Consider the following 19,132-nt stretch of genomic DNA (forward strand, 5'->3'; position numbering starts at 1 on the left):
AAGCTTACCTATTATTGACCTAATCGCGCTTTTAGCGGAGCAACCAAGTTGTCATTGGTTTTCTTTAACAACTCAGCCGTGGTGTCCCAATCAATACAAGCATCAGTTACCGACACACCGTATTTCATTTCATCACGTGGTAGCTCAGCGCTTTGATTGCCCGCATTAATGTGACTTTCAATCATCACACCAATGATCGAGCGATTACCCGCTTGAATTTGGCTGATCACATTGTCACAAACCTTAGGCTGTAACTCATGGTTTTTACTTGAGTTAGCATGGCTACAGTCGACCATAATAGCAGGACGCAAACCGGCTTTTTCCATCGCTTGCTCAGCAAGGGCAACATTTACTGAGTCGTAGTTTGGCTGCTTACCACCACGTAAAATCACGTGGCCATCTGGGTTACCTTGAGTTTGCAGCAGTGCCACTTGGCCTTCTTGGTTAATGCCCATAAAACGGTGTGATGCTGCCGCTGATTGCGCCGCATTAATGGCCGTTGCTAAGCTGCCATCGGTGCCGTTTTTAAAGCCAACAGGCATTGACAAGCCACTGGCCATTTCACGGTGGGTTTGTGATTCTGTGGTACGCGCACCAATTGCGGACCAACTAAATAGCTCAGCTAAATATTGTGGGCTAATCGGGTCTAACGCTTCTGTTGCTACAGGTAATTCTAATTCAGCAATCCAAGCCAGTAATTCACGGCCTAGGTGCAACCCTGTTTCAACATCAAATGAATTATCCATATGTGGGTCATTGATAAAGCCTTTCCAACCAACAGTGGTTCTTGGCTTCTCAAAATACACTCTCATTACGATATACAGAGTGTCTTTATATTCATCATGCAATTTCTTTAAACGATAGGCATATTCTTTAGCTGCGTCTAGGTCATGGACGGAACAAGGACCACAAACGATCAGTAAGCGATGATCTTTACCGTGAATAATATCAGAAATGGTGTTGCGTGCGTCTTGCACAAATTGCAATGCTTTGTCTGATACCGGTAGTTTCGCTTTTAATTCTGCAGGGGTGATCAGAACTTGTTCTGAACTAATATGAACGTTATTGATACTGTCTTTTTGCATGATAAACCTAACTTAATATTTGTTTAGGATTGAAAAATGAGGCCTTAAAGAAACAATCATTCTTTGCCTCGCCTATCGTTTAACCAATCCGACATTGGTCATTTGTAGATAATTCAGCGTATGCCGAGATGACAAAATACCAATCAACGCCTGATTTGCAAGCCAGTTTTAGTTTTTATTAATATTATGAACAATTTTCGAGCTAACAAGGCACAGTAAAACTCAGTATTGATAGGGTTTTATGCGGGGTATTTAACAAAGTTATAAACAAAGCTGTTGTAAGATCAAAAAATCATAGATGACTTCCCTTTTCCTATTATTTCTTAGCTTTGGGAATGTTTTAAGCTTAAACGGGGTAAAAATCGCACTATGGCGCTTATTATTTCATTGATTCAACAGCTCAGCGTATTTTTGGTGATCGCGTACCTATTTAGCAAAACACCAATATTTAAGCCACTCGTTTCCATCTCAGTATCTTTACCTCATAAAGTTGTTATTTACTTGGTGTTCAGCAGCTTTTGTATCATGGGAACCTATTTTGGTTTAGCAGTACAAGATGCCATCGCCAATACCCGCGCCGTGGGGGCGGTATTAGGTGGGTTACTAGGCGGCCCCGTAGTCGGATTCTTGGTCGGGCTGACAGGCGGCTTGCACCGTTATTCGATGGGCGGCTTTACCGATGTGGCCTGCGCCATCTCTACTACATTAGAGGGATTAATGGGCGGGCTCTTGCACTTGTATATAGTGCGAAAACGTAACATTGAAGCCTTGTTTAGTCCTTTAGTTGCTTTTTTTATTACCTTAGCCGCCGAGGCAGTGCAAATGGCGGTCATTCTTGTGGTGGCAAAGCCTTTTACCCAAGCTTGGCAACTGGTCACCCTTATCGCCCCACCGATGCTGATAGCCAACGCCCTTGGCGCCGCCTTGTTTATGCATATGATCCGCGATCAAAAGGCCATGTTTGATAAATTTTCCAGTGCATTTTCAGCCAAAGCCATGTTGATTGCCGAGCGTACAGTGGGAATAATGGCCAAGGGATTAACTCAGCAAAGCGCCGAGCAAATCGCCAATATTATCTTAGAGGAAACCAAAGTCGGCGCGGTTGCGGTCACCGATAAGAAGCAAATATTGGCCTTCACTGGCATCGGCCATCAACATCATAAACCAGGCCGAGTGATCAGCTCACCACTCACCTTAAGCGCCATCAAAGACAACAAAATTGTGTTTGCCGATGGCGTCAACTTGCCTTATCAATGCAGTGTCGACAAACATTGCCGGCTAGGCTCAGCTATTATTATCCCACTGCGCATTGGCGACGGTGAAGTCGTCGGCACCATAAAACTCTATGAGCCAAAACATAAACTATTTCTTAACATCAATCGCACCTTAGGTGAAGGTATTGCTAAATTACTCTCTAACCAAATTTTGTTTGGCCAGTTTTTAGAGCAAAAGCGCTTACTGACAGAATCAGAACTAAAACTGATCCACGCCCAGATTAATCCCCATTTCTTGTTTAACGCCCTCAACACTATCAGCGCGGTTACCCGAACCGATCCAGATAAAGCCCGTGAACTATTGCTGTCTATGTCGCACTTTTTTCGCAAAAACTTAAAACGCAGCTGTGACATCACGCGATTAGAGGAAGAGCTCAAACATGTCGAAGCTTATCTCGCCATCGAGCGCGCCCGCTTTGGTGACAGACTTGACGTTAAGATCACTATCAGTCCCGACGACTACTCGCTGCGCTTACCTTGCTTTACCTTACAACCCATTATTGAAAATGCCATCAAACACGGTACATCACACTTATTAGAGGCAGGCTGTGTCACCATTAGCTTGACCGAACATCAAGAGCAAGTATGTCTTTGCGTGCAAGATAATGCCGGCCTTTATCGCAGTAAAACCAGTGATGGCTTGGGCTTAGACATCGTCGATAAGCGAATCAAAAATGCCTATGGTCAAGACTATGGTTTAAGCATTGAATGTGAGCCAAATGTTTATACCAAGGTGAATATTTACTTACCCAAGACAACAGCAAAAACTATCCAGGAGCCCAGCGCATGATCCGTTATTTAATTATTGATGATGAACCCTTGGCCCGTGATGAACTCAGACATTTGATTAGTGAGGAAGGTGAGTTTGAATTCGTCGGTGAAGCGGCCAACGCCATTGCTGGCTTAAGCTTAATTAATAAACTTAAGCCGGATTTGATTTTTTTAGACATTCAAATGCCCAAAATTACCGGCCTTGAACTCGCCAGCATGCTCGATGACAGCCAACTACCGCGTATTGTGTTCGTCACTGCCTATGATGAATACGCCATTAAAGCATTTGAAGAAAAAGCCTTTGACTACATTTTAAAACCCATAGAAGCGCCGCGCTTACAGCAAACCCTCAACCGCTTGAAACAAGATCACGCGCCTAAGCCCATTCAGTTTGCTGACAAACCTAACTTAACCATCTTACCTTGCTACTATCATCACACCATCAAGCTGATCCAGCTGTCGGAAGTCGAATATGTGATGAGCGATCATTCTGGGATCCACGTCATTACCGCAGCCGGGCAAAGCCACACCCATCTCACCCTAAAAACCTTAGAAGAAAAAAGCGCGTTACTGCGTTGCCACCGGCAATACCTGATCGCCGAGCAAGCCATCAAAGAAATCCAACTACACGATAATGCCAGCGCAGACATTATCACGCCGTCCGGTCACAAGGTGCCCGTTAGCCGACGCTATCTCAAAGCAATCAAACATCACTTTGGTATTCAAACAGGCTAACGCGTTATGAGATAACAATACCAGCATAAGTATCATCACTCACCAATCACAGGCCACAAGGTGCCCGTTAGCCGACGCTATCTCAAAGCAATCAAACATCACTTTGGTATTCAAACAGGCTAACGCGCTATGAGATAACAATACCTGCGTAAGTATCATCACTCACCAATCACAGGCCACAAGGTGCCCGTTAGCCGACGCTACCTCAAAGCAATCAAACATCACTTTGGTATGCAAACAGGCTAATATTCACTGTTGCTGAATGTCTATAAGACCGCTAACTCACCATAATAACCACTTAACTATCGAATACCGCCGCTCACCTTAATAAGCGATGCAAATATCAACCAGGTTACTTAATCTGATATCTGTCAACTAATGGATTAAGGAATAACGTATGTTATGGTTTTTACTTTGCACCGGCCTACTTGTCGCCGGTTATTTTACCTACGGTAAAGTGATTGAAAAAATCTTTGGCCCCAAGCCCGAGCGCCAAACACCCGCACATAGCCTCGAAGATGGCGTCGATTTTGTGCCGATGTCGAATAAAAAAGTCTACTTAATTCAATTGCTCAACATCGCTGGTGTTGGCCCCATTTTTGGCCCCATATTAGGCGCCCTATATGGCCCAGTTGCCATGTTATGGATTGTAATTGGTTGTATTTTTGCTGGCGCAGTACATGACTATTTCTCCGGCATGATGTCGGTGCGCGCCAATGGCGCCAGTGTGCCGACCATAGTCGGTGAACAATTAGGCAATGTTGCCAAGCACTTTATGAACGGCTTTGCCGTATTATTGCTGTTATTAGTTGGCGTGGTATTTGTACTTAGCCCTGCCGGCTTATTAAGTAGCCTCTCTGATACTAGCGTAGGCATCTGGATTGCCGTTATTTTCGCTTATTACATTATTGCCACTATCGTGCCCGTCGATAAGATCATTGGCCGCTTGTACCCTTTCTTCGGCGCTTTGCTGATCTTCATGAGTGTTGGCTTAGTCATCGGACTAGCAGTAAGCGACCATACTTTTTACTCGCAAGGTCTCGATTTTAGTAATCTACACCCCACAGATTTACCACTATGGCCCCTATTATTTATCACCATTGCTTGTGGCGCCGTTTCAGGTTTTCACGCGACTCAGTCACCATTGATGGCGCGTTGCATGCAAAATGAAAAATCAGGCCGCTTTATATTCTATGGCGCCATGATAGGTGAAGGTGTGATCGCGCTGATCTGGTGTACGCTAGGTTTGTCATTCTATGAAAGTACCGATGCCCTTAACGCCACACTGGCTGCTGGCGGACCATCAGCCGTTGTCCATGAAGTATCCACTTCATTACTGGGCACCGTAGGCGGTATATTGGCTATCTTGGGTGTCATTGTCTTGCCGATCACCTCCGGCGATACCGCATTTCGCAGCGCTCGCTTAATCATTGCTGATTTTTTGAAAATGCCACAACAAAGCATGCCAAAGCGCTTATTAATCGCTATTCCTATGTTTATTATTGGCTATCTCATTACCAACGCAGAGTTTGGCGTTATCTGGCGCTACTTTGGCTGGGCCAACCAAACCACAGCCATGATCATGCTCTGGGCTGCGGCGGCTTATTTAGCCCGCGAAGGTAAATTCCATTGGATTTGTACCGTACCCGCCGCCTTTATGACCGCGGTGACGTTTACCTACCTTGCCAACGCCAGCATCGGCTTTAACTTGCCCATGACCACTTCTACGGTATTTGGCTTAGCCATGGCCACACTGGCCACCGTTGCGCTGCTGGTTAAAATTAAAGGGCCACAAGTAACGCCAGTGGTTAAACTGCCTGACTAACTCATTAGTAGGCTTCATAAACTGTTAGCTGCAAACAAAATCAATATAATAAAATGGCGGTAAACTCTTTCACTTACCGCCATTTTTTATCTGATGAGAATTTGTTACAGCAAAGAGCAACGGAGCCATCGAGGAATAAATCAGACCTAACGTTGTTTCATGAATGCCACCGCTAAACCTGAAGCAACAAACGTAACCCCAGCGCCAATATTTAAACCCGCAACCAACTTAGGCTTATTTTGTAGCCAACCAGATAGCTGCGCAGAAAAAACACCCATTAGGCTAAAGCCGATTGCGGTGAGGACCGCAAACCAAACACCGTAGCCCATCATCTGTAGCGACACAGAGCCTAAGCTTGGATTAACAAATTGCGGCACAAACGCAAGCACAAATAAGCCTGGTTTTGGATTAAGAGCAGCGGAAAGGAACCCTGTTGAAAAAATGGCTTGTAACGATTGTTGCTGCGCTGACGCGACTGAGAATAAACGCCGTGCGCGTAGAGCCTTAATGCCCAACCAAATCAAATACCCCGCCCCCACAATTTTCACCGCATAAAATGCCAACTCTGAGGTTTGGATCAGTAAAGTAAGCCCAAAAGTAGCCGCTAGCACATGAAACAAAATGCCTGCGCCAGATGATATGCCTGATATTGTAGCGGCCAGCTTACCTTGGCTTAACCCCCGCCCAACGGCAAGTAAATTATCTGGGCCCGGTGATATGACCAATAGTAAACAAGCAAGTGTATAGGTCATAAATACATCTAATGGGAACATGTAACCTCTATTGTCACTGCCATAACAAAGCGACTAGCTGACTCGACGTTTATCTTAGCGCCGAGCATCAGGGTTTAATAACAAAACCTTTTTCGATATCGCCTTTAAAACCTACTGATTCATAGACAGAGTGAGCCCCTATTAACTGAGCCCCCGATAGCAACATCACTTTGCAGCAGTTATTTTCCCAAGCCAAGGATATCGCAAATTCCAGAACCTTCTTACTTAACCCTTGTCGGCGAAATTTATGTAACGTTACAACATGCTCAATAATGCCAAACGGCCTTGCACCATTGGCAATACTTTTATTTAATCCTAATGCACATGTTGAGGCTAACTCACCGTCTATTTCTGCCACGATGATGTGTGTTTGTGGACCATTAATTATCTCCGCCCACTTTTCTTTAGCAAAGTCACTGTCTAGGTTTGGGTCTAAAGGACGGAGCTCTTTATACAGATGTAGAACGCCGCCTAAATCATTAATATTTGCAACTCTAATCATAAACTTTCAAATCCGTTTAACATCTCTTTGAACGCTGCAAAGGTGCAAGGACATGTACCTTCATACCTTTCTACTGCGCTAACAATCTCATACTAACTCCGTTTACTGAGCCCCATTACCAAACAGACAAAGTTCTGGTTTTATTTGGCTGTAACACTACCCACCGTTTTGTTCCATGCTAATGTATTGCTGCTTGCCATCGCAGCTTTGCGACGTATATTTTTACTTATGGATTGAACTGGTACTCTCGCTTTATTTCGACCACTTGCACTATATATGACTCATACCATTTTGTACGCCCCAGCTCTTGTGCTAACGCATGTTCTGAGTCGCTTTTCCATTGCTTGATTGCTTGTTCACTTTCCCAATAAGAAATAGCTATTTCTTGATCGCCTTCCGTTACAGCGACGAAATCTAAGCAACCGTACTTTTCAAAGGCAAGTTCTCGCATGTTAGCAACGGTTTTACTGTATTCATCGTCTTGAATACCGGGTTTTGCTCTAAATATTACAGCGTACATTTACACACCTTGATATGCCGAACCTCAATAACTTACTGGACGCCTCTAGATGGAGACGTAACTTGCTTAACACTTGAATATAGGATCTAGGCTGCCTATCTATTCTTATGTTTAAAACGTTAGTCAAGGTGATCAGGTGACTCCAAATATGTACCACATCGACTACATTTGTAATCCCCCGCAGGCTCTGTCGTAACAAATGCAGACAACAATTTTTGTAACAGTCCAACCTCCTTAGGTGACTGCTCAGTTTGACTGCCAAACATGGTGTATTGGTGTCGCGTTAGCTCCTTGCAATTACAACAAAAAGCGCTCATCTCCTTACTTCCATACATATTGAAATCCTTCTTGATTGATCTTTGTTCCTAGCTGATTGAACAGCTAACCGTGACAAATAAGTTAACGCTTCTAACATCGGCTTAGCTTAGTGGGAACCTACACGCGCATGTGAATTACCACTTGGTCTTATCACACAAAATACAAACAAAATAAACAGCTTACCCAACCTTCGGACGGGTTTAAGACGACCATTTAGCACCTACATCAAGATACTTTAAAATCCTAGAAAAACAAGCTGGTTTTTAAGGCATAAAAAGCAGGGTGAGCAAACAACAATCAAGCCTCACTTAGCAATACAGCAAATAATATGCTCCCTAACCGCCTCTTCGGACTTTACGCAAACAAAGCCGGTTTTTACATCATTCATTAAACAGATATTTACAGCCATCATAACGTTGCTTTGCAGTCATCCGTTAGCAAGTCTATGAGGAGTTCAACATGTTAAATCAATCATCACCTATCGTAATAATCGGCAAAAATGCTAAGACCGGTGCTCGTGTCAACCAACGCCTTCGCGAACGAGGCGTTAATACACGCCCAGTATCGCGAACAACAGAAATCCAATTCGATTGGGATAACCGTAATACATGGGCCAATGCCTTACGCGGTGCTAAGTCTGCTTATGTTACTTATCAACCTGATTTAGCCGTCCCCCGTGCAGCAGATGACATCACCGCTTTTATTGGTGTTGCAAAAGCAGAGGAGATTGAACACTTAGTGCTACTTTCTGGCCGCGGCGAAGAAGGAGCTCAAACCGCGGAGCAAATTTTAATTAATAGCGGCCTTACGTGGAATGTGGTTCGCGCATCATGGTTTGCGCAAAATTTTAGTGAGAGCTTTATGGCTGAGGGCATTTTAAGTGGCGAGCTTATTTTACCTGCTACTAATACTCCTGAGCCTTTTATCGATGTGGATGATATTGCCCAAGTCGTTGTAGCGGCGCTAATAGAGCCGACCAAACATAACTGCTTGTTCGAAGTAACAGGACCAGAGCTGCTCACGTTCCAAGATTGTGTTAATGAAATTGCCCAACAACTGGGTAAAGCAATTAAATTTACCGAAATCACTATCGATGAGTATTTGCAAATGCTAAAGGTGCAAAATGTACCTATAAGCCACCAATGGTTGCTTAATGAATTATTCACGGTTGTGTTTGATGGCCGTAATTCAAGGATCACTGATGACGTAAAGCTCGCGACCGGAGATGCTGCCACTAAATTCTCAGATTATGTAGCTAAAACAATCGCGGCAGGCCATTGGAAGTAATCACCAACCAACGTGACTTGCCAGCCTAACTATCAAGCTGGGCTGGCAGTATGAGTAAAGAACGGCCCCAATAATGTAACAAGCTGATTACTCACCCCTTTTGGTTTGCGAAGGAGGCACGCCAAACTTTGCCTTATAAGCTCGGCTAAAAGACGCTTCTGACTGGTAACCCACTTCAAGGGCAATGTTTAGCACATTGTCACTGCTGCCAATTAAGCGCGTTTTTGCCAGTGCGAGACGCCAATCAGTAATATACTTTTTCGGAGTTTGCCCCACGACTTTTTTAAAGTAATCGATAAAGGTGGTCCGAGACATTCTGGCCAGTCCTGCCAATACAGCGATATTGATATTTGCCGCTGGGTCAGTGTGTATAAGCTCCATCACTGGCGAGAGGCGCTTATCGGTGTGCGCCATTAGCCAGTTTGGGTTGTCACCCGACAGTTGCGATACCCACGCGCGGATGCACTGTAAAATAAGCACATCAGCAAGTTTTGCGACGATTAAGCCGGCGCCATAACCTTCACTCTCGGTTTCCAGTTGTATGGCTTTTACGATACTGGCTATCGGTTGATGAGCTTCAGAGTTAGCGGGTATAAGCACGTAATCTGGCATGGAATTAATGATCGATGCTGTGATCTCATTTTCAAATAATACGGTACCGCAGAGCGCCGTAGTGATAGGGCCTTTACCCTTTGAGGTGAGCTTCTCATAATGTTCCGTTACTTGCTCTATATTTTGCTCAAATAGTCCGCTGGCTGGCGTATTATTAATATCCACAATATCATGCCCCTTACCACGCGGCATAAGAATGAAATCTCCAGCGCCGAGCGTAATACGCTTATCCGATATAGAAACAATGGCTTCACCATCAAGGATCAGGTGGAACATGGTACTCAAAGGAATAGCCGGCATCGTGACTCCCCACGGTTGCCTCATCGTTGAATGGGTATAAAAAACGCCGCTCATACTTAGCTGGCTAAGGGATGAGATCGTCCTCCCTTGCTGACGATGACTCAAGTTGAATTTTTCTAACTCAGCATTATTGGCCTTTTCAGACATTCCGTACTTCCTGCAAATTAAAAGCGACAAACTGACAACTAAATAATCACTGATGTTGGTGTAATAAACAAACATTCACTAGCGCTGCAGCTTGATGAGTAAAGTGTATAACGCAGGAGAAAAACATCATGTCTATTGTATTATTGCAATCTTTAAGCCTTATTGCCGCCGTGACGAGCGCCTTGCTGGCTGGGGTCTATTTTATTTTTCACAACACCATCATGACTGTACTTGATCAACAAAACGCTATCGCAACCATGCAACGAATTAATCAAGTCATTTTAAATAAAGGTTTCTTGACGATTTTCTTTTTGTCACCTCTGAGTAGCCTACTGCTCCTAGTTACGGGCTTTATGTTGGATGAGTTGGGATTTCAATCGCTTTTATTCATCGGGGCATTAACGGCCATTATTGGCTTCATGGTAACGGCTTTCTTCAATGTGCCGTTAAATAATGCACTAGCCGCAGCAGGTGAAGATAAAAACGCGATGCTAGTGTGGCAACGCTACACAAAAAACTGGGGCAACTGGAACTACTATCGGTTGTGGCTATCGACATTATCGTGCATCGGTATCATCTCTCACTTTGTGTTCCAGACATAAAGCAAAGTTAACTGGCTAGTAAGCGCGAGATATGTGGTGTTTTTTCTGCTCAAAATTTAAATAGATAGACATTCAAGCTAAGGGTTCTTATCCTTGCCACATTCCGCTGATATTGATCAGTGCTGTCATAGACTTATTACCTAGTATTCACCCATGAGAGAATCAAATGTCTAATTTAACTGCTGATGTGAAAAAAAATACCGCACTATTTGTAAAAGAGAGCCAGAAAAGTGAAACCGTTTGGGGTTTATGTAATGCCCAAGGCCAATGGCTATCATTAGACTCTTCTGAATTTGAAGAGTCAGAAGTAATGCCATTTTGGTCACAAGCTGATGACGCGCAAGTACATTGCCTTGAAGAATGGGCTGATTTTAAACCGACCAAATTGACCTTAGAAGAATTTGTTGAAGACTGGCTAACCACGTTAGCGGAAGATGAGGTGCTCATAGGCCTCAACTGGAACAGCGAACTAGAAGGTGACGAGCTTGAGCCTAAAGCCGTGTTAGAGCTTTACCTATAATTTGTCTATAAAATGGCCAGGCGCTCTTGCTTGGCTGTTATTTTATATCTGTTAATATTGCGCCATTTAACAGCTCATTGTTAGCAATAAATTGCAACATATAGTCACGGCAGCACTTGGCTTTTTGACTCAACAACTGACCACTGGGCCAAACGGCAAACAGTTCTCGCACAGGACCTGACCATTGCGGTAATACGCGCACCAAACGACCATTTCGAAGCTCTTCAAACACTTCACTCATAGGTAACAAGGCGACACCTACTCCATCCATTGCAAGCATCGCCGCCATGCGGATATCGTCCACTAACGTTGTTGCTCGCAAGCGCAAATCAACAACCTCATTCCCATCTGATAATAACCAAGTGGTGATGTGCTTCACTCGAATAATACGTTGTATTTGTAAGTCAGCTAATGAAAGTACCGTGTTACTTTTTCCTAAGTAGTCTGGTGATGCGACTAACACGGTTTGCACACTGCCAAGCCGTTTTTGATAAAGTAATGAGTCTGGTTGCGGGCCAATACGCAGTGCTAAGTCGGCCTGAGCCGACAGCATATCTAACGTATTATTGCCTAACAATAATTCTAATTGTATATCGGGATACGCCTTAATAAACCCTGACCACATAGGCTGTAACAAACCAATAGAAATATTGGTCGGTGCTAACACCTTAAGCTTCCCACTCACTTTGTGGGTACTTTGCTGCAAGTCTCGCCGTTTTGTCTCCATGGCATAAATGAGGTCAGCATATTCTTGGTAATACACTTCCCCTTCAGCGGTCAAATAAAATTGCCTGGCGGAGCGATGTATAAGCTTACAACCAAGCGCACGCTCTAATTGCTTTAACCTTCTCGTTACCGTGGCCGCGGGCAATCCCAATTTGTTTGCGGCCGCAGCTAAGCCACGCTGCTCCACAATATGAATAAATAAGGCTATATCATCAAACATAGTTTCAATATTGGAATTTAAGATTGCTAGCAAAGGAATATTGATACTAAATGAAATTATATATCCTCGTCTAATCCTTTAATAAGAGAGCGGGAATATCAATGGAACAATTATGGATAAATGCAACTCTAACGACACTAGATAATGTGACAGCAAGCGATGCTTATTCCGCTTTAGTCAAGCTAGCGATGGAAACAGAGAAAGAGCCCGGCTGCATCTACTTTAAGGTGCTACAGCATCAAGCCGCTCCCCATAAATTTACCTTATGGGAGCAATGGGTGAATGAAGCAGCATTAGACAAACACTTTACTCTGGAGCATACCAAAGCTTATTTGTCGCAAAACATTACTGTTGCAACAAACATTGAAAAACTAACCATGATTAGCGAGTAATAATATGAAGCACAGAATTATTTTTGCAGTAATTATGTCATTTGTCTTGTCCTTGTTGATGACCATGTGGGTCACTTGGCTTAACTTAGGCGCAACCACTCACTTCGTTCAACATTGGCTGAAAGCATTCATTTTAGCTTGGCCTGCGGCGGCAGTCATCTCAATGATGTTTGCCCCGCGGATACATCGCTTAGCCGGTAAACTAAGCGCTTGATGGTTTGGCTGATCAAGCGCTAAAAACTTACTGTAACAAGGAGAGGCCCTCTCTCCTTTTACCCTTTGTTGGTGCTGAAGTAAGCTTTGGTTAAGCCAAATACCACCGGGCTAAGTAACGCTAACGCAATCAGATTCGGAATAGCCATCATCGCATTGAGAGTGTCAGCCAATAGCCAAACGAAGTCGAGCGACATCAACGCACCAATCGGCACGACCGCTGTCCATACCACCCTAAATGGCATCACCGCTTTTTCACCTAATAAATACTGCACACATTTTTCACTGTACACACTCCAGCCGAGAATCGTGGTGAAGGCAAAAATAGCCAAGGCAATGGCCACAATATAGTTGCCAAACGGAATGGCCTGAGCAAACGCAAGGGAAGTCAGAGATGCCCCCGTTTCGCCCGAAGTCCACGAACCCGTAACAATGATCGCAAGACCGGTAATAGAGCACACGATCAAGGTATCGATAAAGGTACCTAACATTGCCACTAAACCTTGCTCTATTGGGTTATTGGTTTGCGCCGCTGCGTGAGCAATCGGCGCACTGCCTAAGCCAGCTTCATTAGAAAACACGCCGCGCGCCACACCAAAACGAATAGCAGCCCATACCGCCGCCCCAGCAAAGCCACCTTGCGCCGCCACAGGATTAAACGCACTGTGCAAAATCAACTCAAACGCAGCCGGAATTTCACCAACATTAATGATTAAAACCGCCACCCCAGCAGTAAAATAAAACACCGTCATCAATGGCACTAATTTACCAGCCACATCGGCAATACGTTTGATGCCTCCCATCAGCACGGCGCCTACCAGCACCATTAAAATAAGTGCCGTAAGCCACATCGGAACGCCAAAATTACTATTGAGCGCATCGGCAATAGAATTTGCCTGCACCGTATTACCAATACCAAAACCAGCAAATGCACCAAATACAGCAAAGGTGGTGCCCAACCAAGTCCACTTACTGCCCAAGCCATTTTTAATGTAATACATCGGGCCACCGACATGCTGGCCATTAGCATCCACTTCACGGTATTTCACTGCCAAAACCGCTTCAGAAAACTTAGTGGCCATGCCCACTAACGCGGTGCACCACATCCAAAATAACGCGCCTGGGCCACCAATAAAAATAGCCGTGGCCACCCCGGCAATGTTACCAGTACCAATCGTGGCAGAAAGGGACGTCATTAATGCATTATAGGGGCTTATTTCCCCCGCTTTTGTTTGGTCACTGCTGCGGCCAGACCAAAGTAATTTAAAGCCAGCGCCAAGTTTTAAAATCGGCATTAACTTCAGGCCAAAAGACAAAAATAGCCCTACCCCTAAGATCATCACCAACATTGGTGTGCCCCACACAAAGCCATTTACTAGCTTGATAAATTCATTCAATCCTTCCATCTTTTCCTCTTGTTATCGTTTTTTTAATTATGTTGTGCTTATCAAATTCCTAATTTAACGCCCCCAATGCTGCTCAGCCCAAGCTTGCTGCTGCTCAAGTGTTTTAAAGCTCCATGCTAAGATGCGGCTAATTTTTTGTCCTTGTTGCATTTGGATCACTTCACATTGCGCCACATTAAGCTGCTGTAAGTGCTTTTTCAGTGGCCGCACATGTTCACCTTTCGCCACTAAGCTACTAAACCAACAAACTTGTTCGGCAAAGCCCACGCTTTCGGTGGCCATGCGTTTTAAAAATGCCAGCTCACCACCGGGACACCATAGTTCGGCCTTTTGACCTCCAAAGTTTAATGTTGGCGCGTTACCCGACCCCGTCGTCTTTTCTTTACCTTTATTTAAGTTTTGCCATTTACGTTGGCTGCCTTGGTGCGCCTCAGCTAACGAGGCATGAAACGGCGGGTTACAAACGGTCAAACTAATGGGCAGCTTCGCCTTAATAATGCCTTTGAAAAAATATTCAGACTGGCTTTGCTGCTTCACATCGATCAAGCCCGTTAAGTTGGGGTTAGACTGCACAATCGCCTGCGCCGTTTTCACCGAAACGGGGTCAATATCACTGGCGATAAATGACCAGCCATAACTCTGACTGCCAATAATGGGATAAATGCAATTTGCACCCGTACCTATATCCACCAGTTTGATCTTCTTCCCAATTGGCACTTTGCCTTGATTGAGACGCGCTAATAAATCTGCGCCGTAATGAATGTAGTCGGCGCGCCCTGGGATCGGCGGGCATAGATAACCAGCTGGAATTTGCCAAAATTTAACCTGATAGTAATGGGCCAGCAGCGCTTGGTTTAAGCAAAGCACGGCCTGCTCATTACTAAAATCAATGCTGCTATCCCCTTTCGGGTTCGGTACTAAAAAACGTGATAATGCTGGCAGAGCAAGGCATAAAGCCGAAAAATCATACCGGCCAACATGTGGATTTCTCGGATGCAACGCACCTTTACCAGAGGCTTTATTATTTGGCTGATTTGCGTCTTTTTTTAGCTTATGCGTTTCAGCGGAAGATACGCGGGCTTTACGCGGCACATTGTGAGAAGACATGAATAACCACTTAATTAAAATCGAAAACGACTATTATGCTGAATGACGCTAACATACCGCTAGGTCACTCAACATAAAAAACGAAATAACCATTCTACTGATTTGCAGTAAAAAACCCTAATAACATCATATTTCCACAATAAACACCGATCTATATCAAGTTTTGGCTGCATAATTACCTTGCTGAACCGCCCTTGCCACATCTAAAATCATCATCAAACAAACCATCAATTTTATTGATACTGTATAAGAAACAATTTCAGTATATATTTCACTCAATTTCGCAAAGCAAACCTATACACTAATGAATAAGGCTCAAGTTCAACCATGAAGTATTCTCTCAAACAACTGGCCGTTTTTGATGCGGTGGCCAATTTAGAAAGTGTCAGTGCTGCCGCGAGAAAGTTATCAATGACCCAATCTGCCGTTAGCATGTCATTATCGCAACTTGAGAATTTACTCGACCGCCCGCTGTTTATTCGCCAAGGTAACCGCCTGAGTTTAAGCCATTGGGGAAAATGGTTAAGGCCACGGGCTAAGCGTTTACTACAAGATGCCCAGCAAATTGAACTCGGCTTACATGAGCAGCACATAATTAGCGGTTGTATTCAATTAGGATCAAGCCAAACCGCAGCCGAACATTTACTGCCACAGCTAATCAGTAAAATTGATGAAGACTTTCCAGAATTACGCATAGAGCTGATAGTTGAGAATACCGAAAATGTCATCGATGGATTGCTCAACTATGAATATGAGCTAGGTATTATTGAAGGGCGTAATGATGACTCGCGTATTCATTCAGAAACCTGGATGGACGATCACTTAGTGGTGATCGCTTCTCCGCACCATCCTTTTGCCCGTCACAGCACCGTTAACCTCGCGCAATTAGAGCAAGCTAAGTGGGTGTTACGTGAACAAGGCTCGGGCACCCGCCGCATTTTTGATGGCGCAGTCCATGGCTTAATTGAAAATATTAATGTTTGGAAAGAATACGAGCATATTCCCGTATTAAAAGCGTTAGTGAAAAACGGCCCCTATTTAGGCTGTGTTCCTTATTTAGATGTTGAGAAAGACATAGCTGATGGCGTTTTAGTAGTACTAAACACCCCGCAACTTAACATGAAGCGCAGTCTTTCTTTTATTTGGCGTAACGACGCCGGGGATAATCCATTACGAGACTGTTTTTTATCTGAAGCACGCCGCTTAGTTAAACGCCGCTTGAAAGAAGCAACTAATAAATAAAAGATGGTGCTAAATACAGCAACACCAATCACGGCTAAACATGAAGCGCAGTCTTTCTTGTATTTAGCGCAACGACGCCGGAGATATCCATTACGAGACTTTTTTATCTGAAGCACGCCGCTTAGTTAAGCGCCGCTAGAAAGAAGTGGCTAATAAATAAAACAGCGCCTAATTGGCGCTGTTGTTGAAAAAATGTCTTAATTTTTCGCGTTTTTATGCCGCACTGGTTTCAGACTCTTCTGCCTCAACAGCTACCGGCTTTTGCGTACGCACTAGTTTAGTTAGCACTTGCTCGCGGCGGATCACCCCACATAAGCGGCCACCTTCTACCACAGGGTAGGCACTAGGACGGTTAGCACGCGCGCTGCGCAAGCGCTCTTCATAACTTTGGTAACTACTGCCGATATACATACCGCCATCTGACACTGGGAATAACTTGTCTTTATCGACAATCATTAGCTCTAACAACTGTGCCACAGAGTCACTCGGCTCTACCGTTAGCATTTCAAATTGCATTAAATCACGGACCAACAACTGCAAATCGGCGCTGTATTCTTCCGACCACAAACCACGTAATAGGTCCTGCTCTGAGATAAAACCAATCAGTCTTTGTTGCTGATCAACCACTGGTGCACTGCGAACATCACTTTGCGCTAATAACTCTAAGGCTTGGTACACATTCATTTCTGGCGTTAATGTAACAGGTTGAGCGTCCATAACATCGCGGATAACTAAATTATTGATGGCTGTTTTCATAGTGGATTCTTCTCCGTAAGATTTTGAATAGTTTAAATTTTGTTCTATATGATCAACTTTACTCGCGCTGCCTTTTTCAACAGCCCAGTAACCTAGGCCAACAAAGACCCCGCCACCGACAATGTTGCCCAAGGTCACCGGTACTAAGTTGTGACTAATAAAATTACTAAAGGTTAAATCGCTAAATTGCCCTGCGGGAATGCCTAATGCGGCAAACAAATTCGCGCCAGCAAAGTGCTCAATCGCAATGCCCAGCGGCACCATAAATAAGTTAGCGATACTGTGTTCAAAACCACTGCTAACAAACATCGCCACAGGTAAAATCAGCAGTGTGCTTTTGGTTAATACATCTTTGCTACTAAAGGTCATCCAGACACCTAAACAGACCAATAAGTTACAAAGCACGCCCAAAGCAAAAGCTTGGCCCCAACTGTGATGCAGCTTATGTTGCGCAATGTGCAAGGCATTTAAACCCCAATGCGCGCCATCGAGCTGCCACATGCCGCCCCACATCACTAAGCCCAATATCAACGACGCACCGATAAAGTTGCCGCAATACACCCGAGACCAGCACACTAATAGCTGCTTGGTGGTAATACTGCCTTTAGCCCAAGCTATCGTGGTTAATACGGTGCTAGTGAAAAGCTCACCACCACACACCACCACTAAAATCAGCCCCATACTAAAAGCTAAGCCACCAGCCAAGCGTATTAGCCCCCAAGGCGCACCAGCTGCGCCGGTGGTCACTGTGATATAGAAGACAAACGCCAAAGCAATAAACGCCCCCGCAAACACAGCTAAACCAAATGACTGCCAAGGTGATTTGACCGCTTTGTCTTTGCCATATTTCGCCCCTTGCTCAAACATACTGGGCTGAGCGTTAGCTATCTGAGTCGCTTGTTTCAACGGCGTCACATTCAACGCTGACATAGTCATGGGCTCAGGTGTCACGATTAATTGCCGCGCTCCTTTCATAACGAACTCCCTATGGCGACATGCCCTTTCAATGGCAAAGCCCCCTTTACTTGTACAACCATCTCCTACTCCTTTTGTCTGTTGGTCTATGGGTGTTGTTGATTTTGGTTTTGGTTATTGTTGTTTGCTGAGCGTTGACGCGGTGTTGTTGACCGATGTCACGCCTTAACGCCCATTCAGATTAGGGTGAGAAGAGTGATAATAAAATCTGATAATTTTGAAGGTATGATTCAATTAAATTGATGGATAAATATTATCGACTGACTTGCCTTAACAAGTCAGTAGAACTGGTGTAGGGTTAGTGGCTTCCATCACTTCAATCCTAGGCGCTATTTTTTGGATAATAATCAACGCAGAGTGGCTATTTTTGTCGATGTGCAAAACATCTACTACACCACGCGAGAGGCTTATGGCCGGCAGTTTAACTACCGCGCGTTTTGGCAAAAAATAGCCGAGCAAAACAACATAGTCGCCGCTACCGCCTATGCCATTCATCGCGGTGATGATGGTCAGCATAAGTTTCAAAGTGCATTGCGCCATATCGGCTTTGAGGTGAAATTAAAACCTTATATTCAGCGCAGTGATGGCTCTGCCAAAGGCGATTGGGATGTGGGGATTACTATCGATATTATGGAAGCCGCACGCGAAGTGGACGCGGTGATCTTACTCTCTGGCGATGGTGATTTTGATATGTTGCTCGATAAAATAGGCGATTATGGCGTCACGTCCGACGTCTACGGCGTACCCAGCTTAACCGCCAATTCATTGGTTGAAGCTTGCAGCGTGTTTCATCCCATCACCGAAGCCGACCTTCTTTAACCTAG

19 protein-coding genes are annotated in these 19,132 nt (G+C 44.5%); 10 read left to right on the plus strand and 9 right to left on the minus strand.

What is annotated here, in order from left to right; translation table 11 throughout:
- Positions 1-11: 11 nt before the first annotated feature.
- Positions 12-1,085, minus strand: a complete 1,074-nt coding sequence (locus K6Y31_RS02285) for a 3-deoxy-7-phosphoheptulonate synthase (RefSeq protein ID WP_233051234.1) — start codon at positions 1,083-1,085, stop codon at positions 12-14.
- 369 nt (positions 1,086-1,454) lie between these two features.
- On the opposite strand from K6Y31_RS02285, the gene K6Y31_RS02290 reads away from it, so the two are divergent.
- From K6Y31_RS02290 to K6Y31_RS02300, 3 genes are all read left to right on the plus strand, one after another.
- Positions 1,455-3,149, plus strand: coding sequence for a sensor histidine kinase (locus K6Y31_RS02290; RefSeq protein WP_233051235.1), 1,695 nt, complete (start codon positions 1,455-1,457; stop codon positions 3,147-3,149).
- Positions 3,146-3,865 carry a two-component system response regulator BtsR gene (btsR, locus tag K6Y31_RS02295; protein WP_233051236.1) on the plus strand — a complete coding sequence of 240 codons (720 nt, stop codon included), beginning with the start codon at positions 3,146-3,148 and terminating at the stop codon, positions 3,863-3,865. The genes K6Y31_RS02290 and btsR overlap by 4 nt, the downstream gene beginning before the upstream one ends.
- A gap of 397 nt (positions 3,866-4,262) precedes the next feature.
- Positions 4,263-5,690 (plus strand): carbon starvation CstA family protein, encoded by a 1,428-nt coding sequence (locus tag K6Y31_RS02300; protein WP_233051237.1) that lies wholly within the window; start codon positions 4,263-4,265, stop codon positions 5,688-5,690.
- Between the two features lie 146 nt (positions 5,691-5,836).
- Here K6Y31_RS02300 and K6Y31_RS02305 read toward each other — a convergent pair whose 3' ends face one another.
- The 3 genes from K6Y31_RS02305 to K6Y31_RS02315 all read right to left on the minus strand — a co-directional run bounded on the left by K6Y31_RS02305 (position 5,837) and on the right by K6Y31_RS02315 (position 7,485).
- Complete coding sequence (locus K6Y31_RS02305) at positions 5,837-6,463, minus strand: LysE family translocator (RefSeq protein WP_233051238.1); 627 nt, start codon at positions 6,461-6,463, stop codon at positions 5,837-5,839.
- A 67-nt stretch (positions 6,464-6,530) separates the two neighbouring features.
- On the minus strand, positions 6,531-6,965 hold the full coding sequence (locus K6Y31_RS02310) for a GNAT family N-acetyltransferase (protein WP_233051239.1): 435 nt from the start codon (positions 6,963-6,965) through the stop codon (positions 6,531-6,533).
- Between the two features lie 226 nt (positions 6,966-7,191).
- Entirely contained in the window at positions 7,192-7,485 is a 294-nt protein-coding gene (locus K6Y31_RS02315; RefSeq protein WP_233051240.1) for an antibiotic biosynthesis monooxygenase family protein, read from the minus strand.
- A 777-nt stretch (positions 7,486-8,262) separates the two neighbouring features.
- On the opposite strand from K6Y31_RS02315, the gene K6Y31_RS02320 reads away from it, so the two are divergent.
- Positions 8,263-9,090, plus strand: coding sequence for an SDR family oxidoreductase (locus K6Y31_RS02320; RefSeq protein ID WP_233051241.1), 828 nt, complete (start codon positions 8,263-8,265; stop codon positions 9,088-9,090).
- Between the two features lie 87 nt (positions 9,091-9,177).
- Here the strand turns inward: K6Y31_RS02320 and K6Y31_RS02325 are convergent, their stop codons facing one another.
- Entirely contained in the window at positions 9,178-10,149 is a 972-nt protein-coding gene (locus tag K6Y31_RS02325) for an AraC family transcriptional regulator (RefSeq protein WP_233051242.1), read from the minus strand.
- 128 nt (positions 10,150-10,277) lie between these two features.
- On the opposite strand from K6Y31_RS02325, the gene K6Y31_RS02330 reads away from it, so the two are divergent.
- Positions 10,278-10,751, plus strand: a complete 474-nt coding sequence (locus K6Y31_RS02330) for an anthrone oxygenase family protein (protein ID WP_233051243.1) — start codon at positions 10,278-10,280, stop codon at positions 10,749-10,751.
- Between the two features lie 166 nt (positions 10,752-10,917).
- Positions 10,918-11,271, plus strand: coding sequence for a DUF2750 domain-containing protein (locus K6Y31_RS02335; protein WP_232800121.1), 354 nt, complete (start codon positions 10,918-10,920; stop codon positions 11,269-11,271).
- A 37-nt stretch (positions 11,272-11,308) separates the two neighbouring features.
- Here the strand turns inward: K6Y31_RS02335 and K6Y31_RS02340 are convergent, their stop codons facing one another.
- Positions 11,309-12,217, minus strand: coding sequence for a LysR family transcriptional regulator (locus K6Y31_RS02340; protein ID WP_233051244.1), 909 nt, complete (start codon positions 12,215-12,217; stop codon positions 11,309-11,311).
- A gap of 101 nt (positions 12,218-12,318) precedes the next feature.
- Between K6Y31_RS02340 and K6Y31_RS02345 the strand changes: the two genes are divergently transcribed.
- Both K6Y31_RS02345 and K6Y31_RS02350 read left to right on the plus strand, forming a co-directional pair.
- The gene (locus K6Y31_RS02345) at positions 12,319-12,609 is read left to right on the plus strand and encodes a putative quinol monooxygenase (protein WP_233051245.1); all 291 of its coding nucleotides are present in this window, start codon (positions 12,319-12,321) and stop codon (positions 12,607-12,609) included.
- Between the two features lie 4 nt (positions 12,610-12,613).
- Positions 12,614-12,823 carry a DUF2798 domain-containing protein gene (locus tag K6Y31_RS02350; RefSeq protein WP_233051246.1) on the plus strand — a complete coding sequence of 70 codons (210 nt, stop codon included), beginning with the start codon at positions 12,614-12,616 and terminating at the stop codon, positions 12,821-12,823.
- Between the two features lie 58 nt (positions 12,824-12,881).
- On the opposite strand, the gene K6Y31_RS02355 is transcribed toward K6Y31_RS02350, so the two are convergent.
- Both K6Y31_RS02355 and rlmF read right to left on the minus strand, forming a co-directional pair.
- Positions 12,882-14,228 (minus strand): alanine/glycine:cation symporter family protein, encoded by a 1,347-nt coding sequence (locus K6Y31_RS02355; RefSeq protein WP_233051247.1) that lies wholly within the window; start codon positions 14,226-14,228, stop codon positions 12,882-12,884.
- A gap of 54 nt (positions 14,229-14,282) precedes the next feature.
- Positions 14,283-15,335, minus strand: a complete 1,053-nt coding sequence (gene rlmF / locus K6Y31_RS02360; protein ID WP_233051248.1) for a 23S rRNA (adenine(1618)-N(6))-methyltransferase RlmF — start codon at positions 15,333-15,335, stop codon at positions 14,283-14,285.
- 327 nt (positions 15,336-15,662) lie between these two features.
- Here rlmF and K6Y31_RS02365 point away from each other — a divergent pair, with 327 nt between their 5' ends.
- Positions 15,663-16,577, plus strand: coding sequence for a LysR substrate-binding domain-containing protein (locus tag K6Y31_RS02365; protein ID WP_233051249.1), 915 nt, complete (start codon positions 15,663-15,665; stop codon positions 16,575-16,577).
- 213 nt (positions 16,578-16,790) lie between these two features.
- Here K6Y31_RS02365 and focA read toward each other — a convergent pair whose 3' ends face one another.
- Complete coding sequence (focA, locus tag K6Y31_RS02370) at positions 16,791-18,263, minus strand: formate transporter FocA (protein WP_233051437.1); 1,473 nt, start codon at positions 18,261-18,263, stop codon at positions 16,791-16,793.
- A gap of 381 nt (positions 18,264-18,644) precedes the next feature.
- On the opposite strand from focA, the gene K6Y31_RS02375 reads away from it, so the two are divergent.
- Positions 18,645-19,127, plus strand: coding sequence for a LabA-like NYN domain-containing protein (locus tag K6Y31_RS02375; RefSeq protein ID WP_233051250.1), 483 nt, complete (start codon positions 18,645-18,647; stop codon positions 19,125-19,127).
- Positions 19,128-19,132 lie beyond the last annotated feature (5 nt).

This window comes from Motilimonas cestriensis, from assembly GCF_021295315.1.
Classification (GTDB): Bacteria; Pseudomonadota; Gammaproteobacteria; order Enterobacterales; family CBDFNC01; genus Motilimonas; species Motilimonas cestriensis.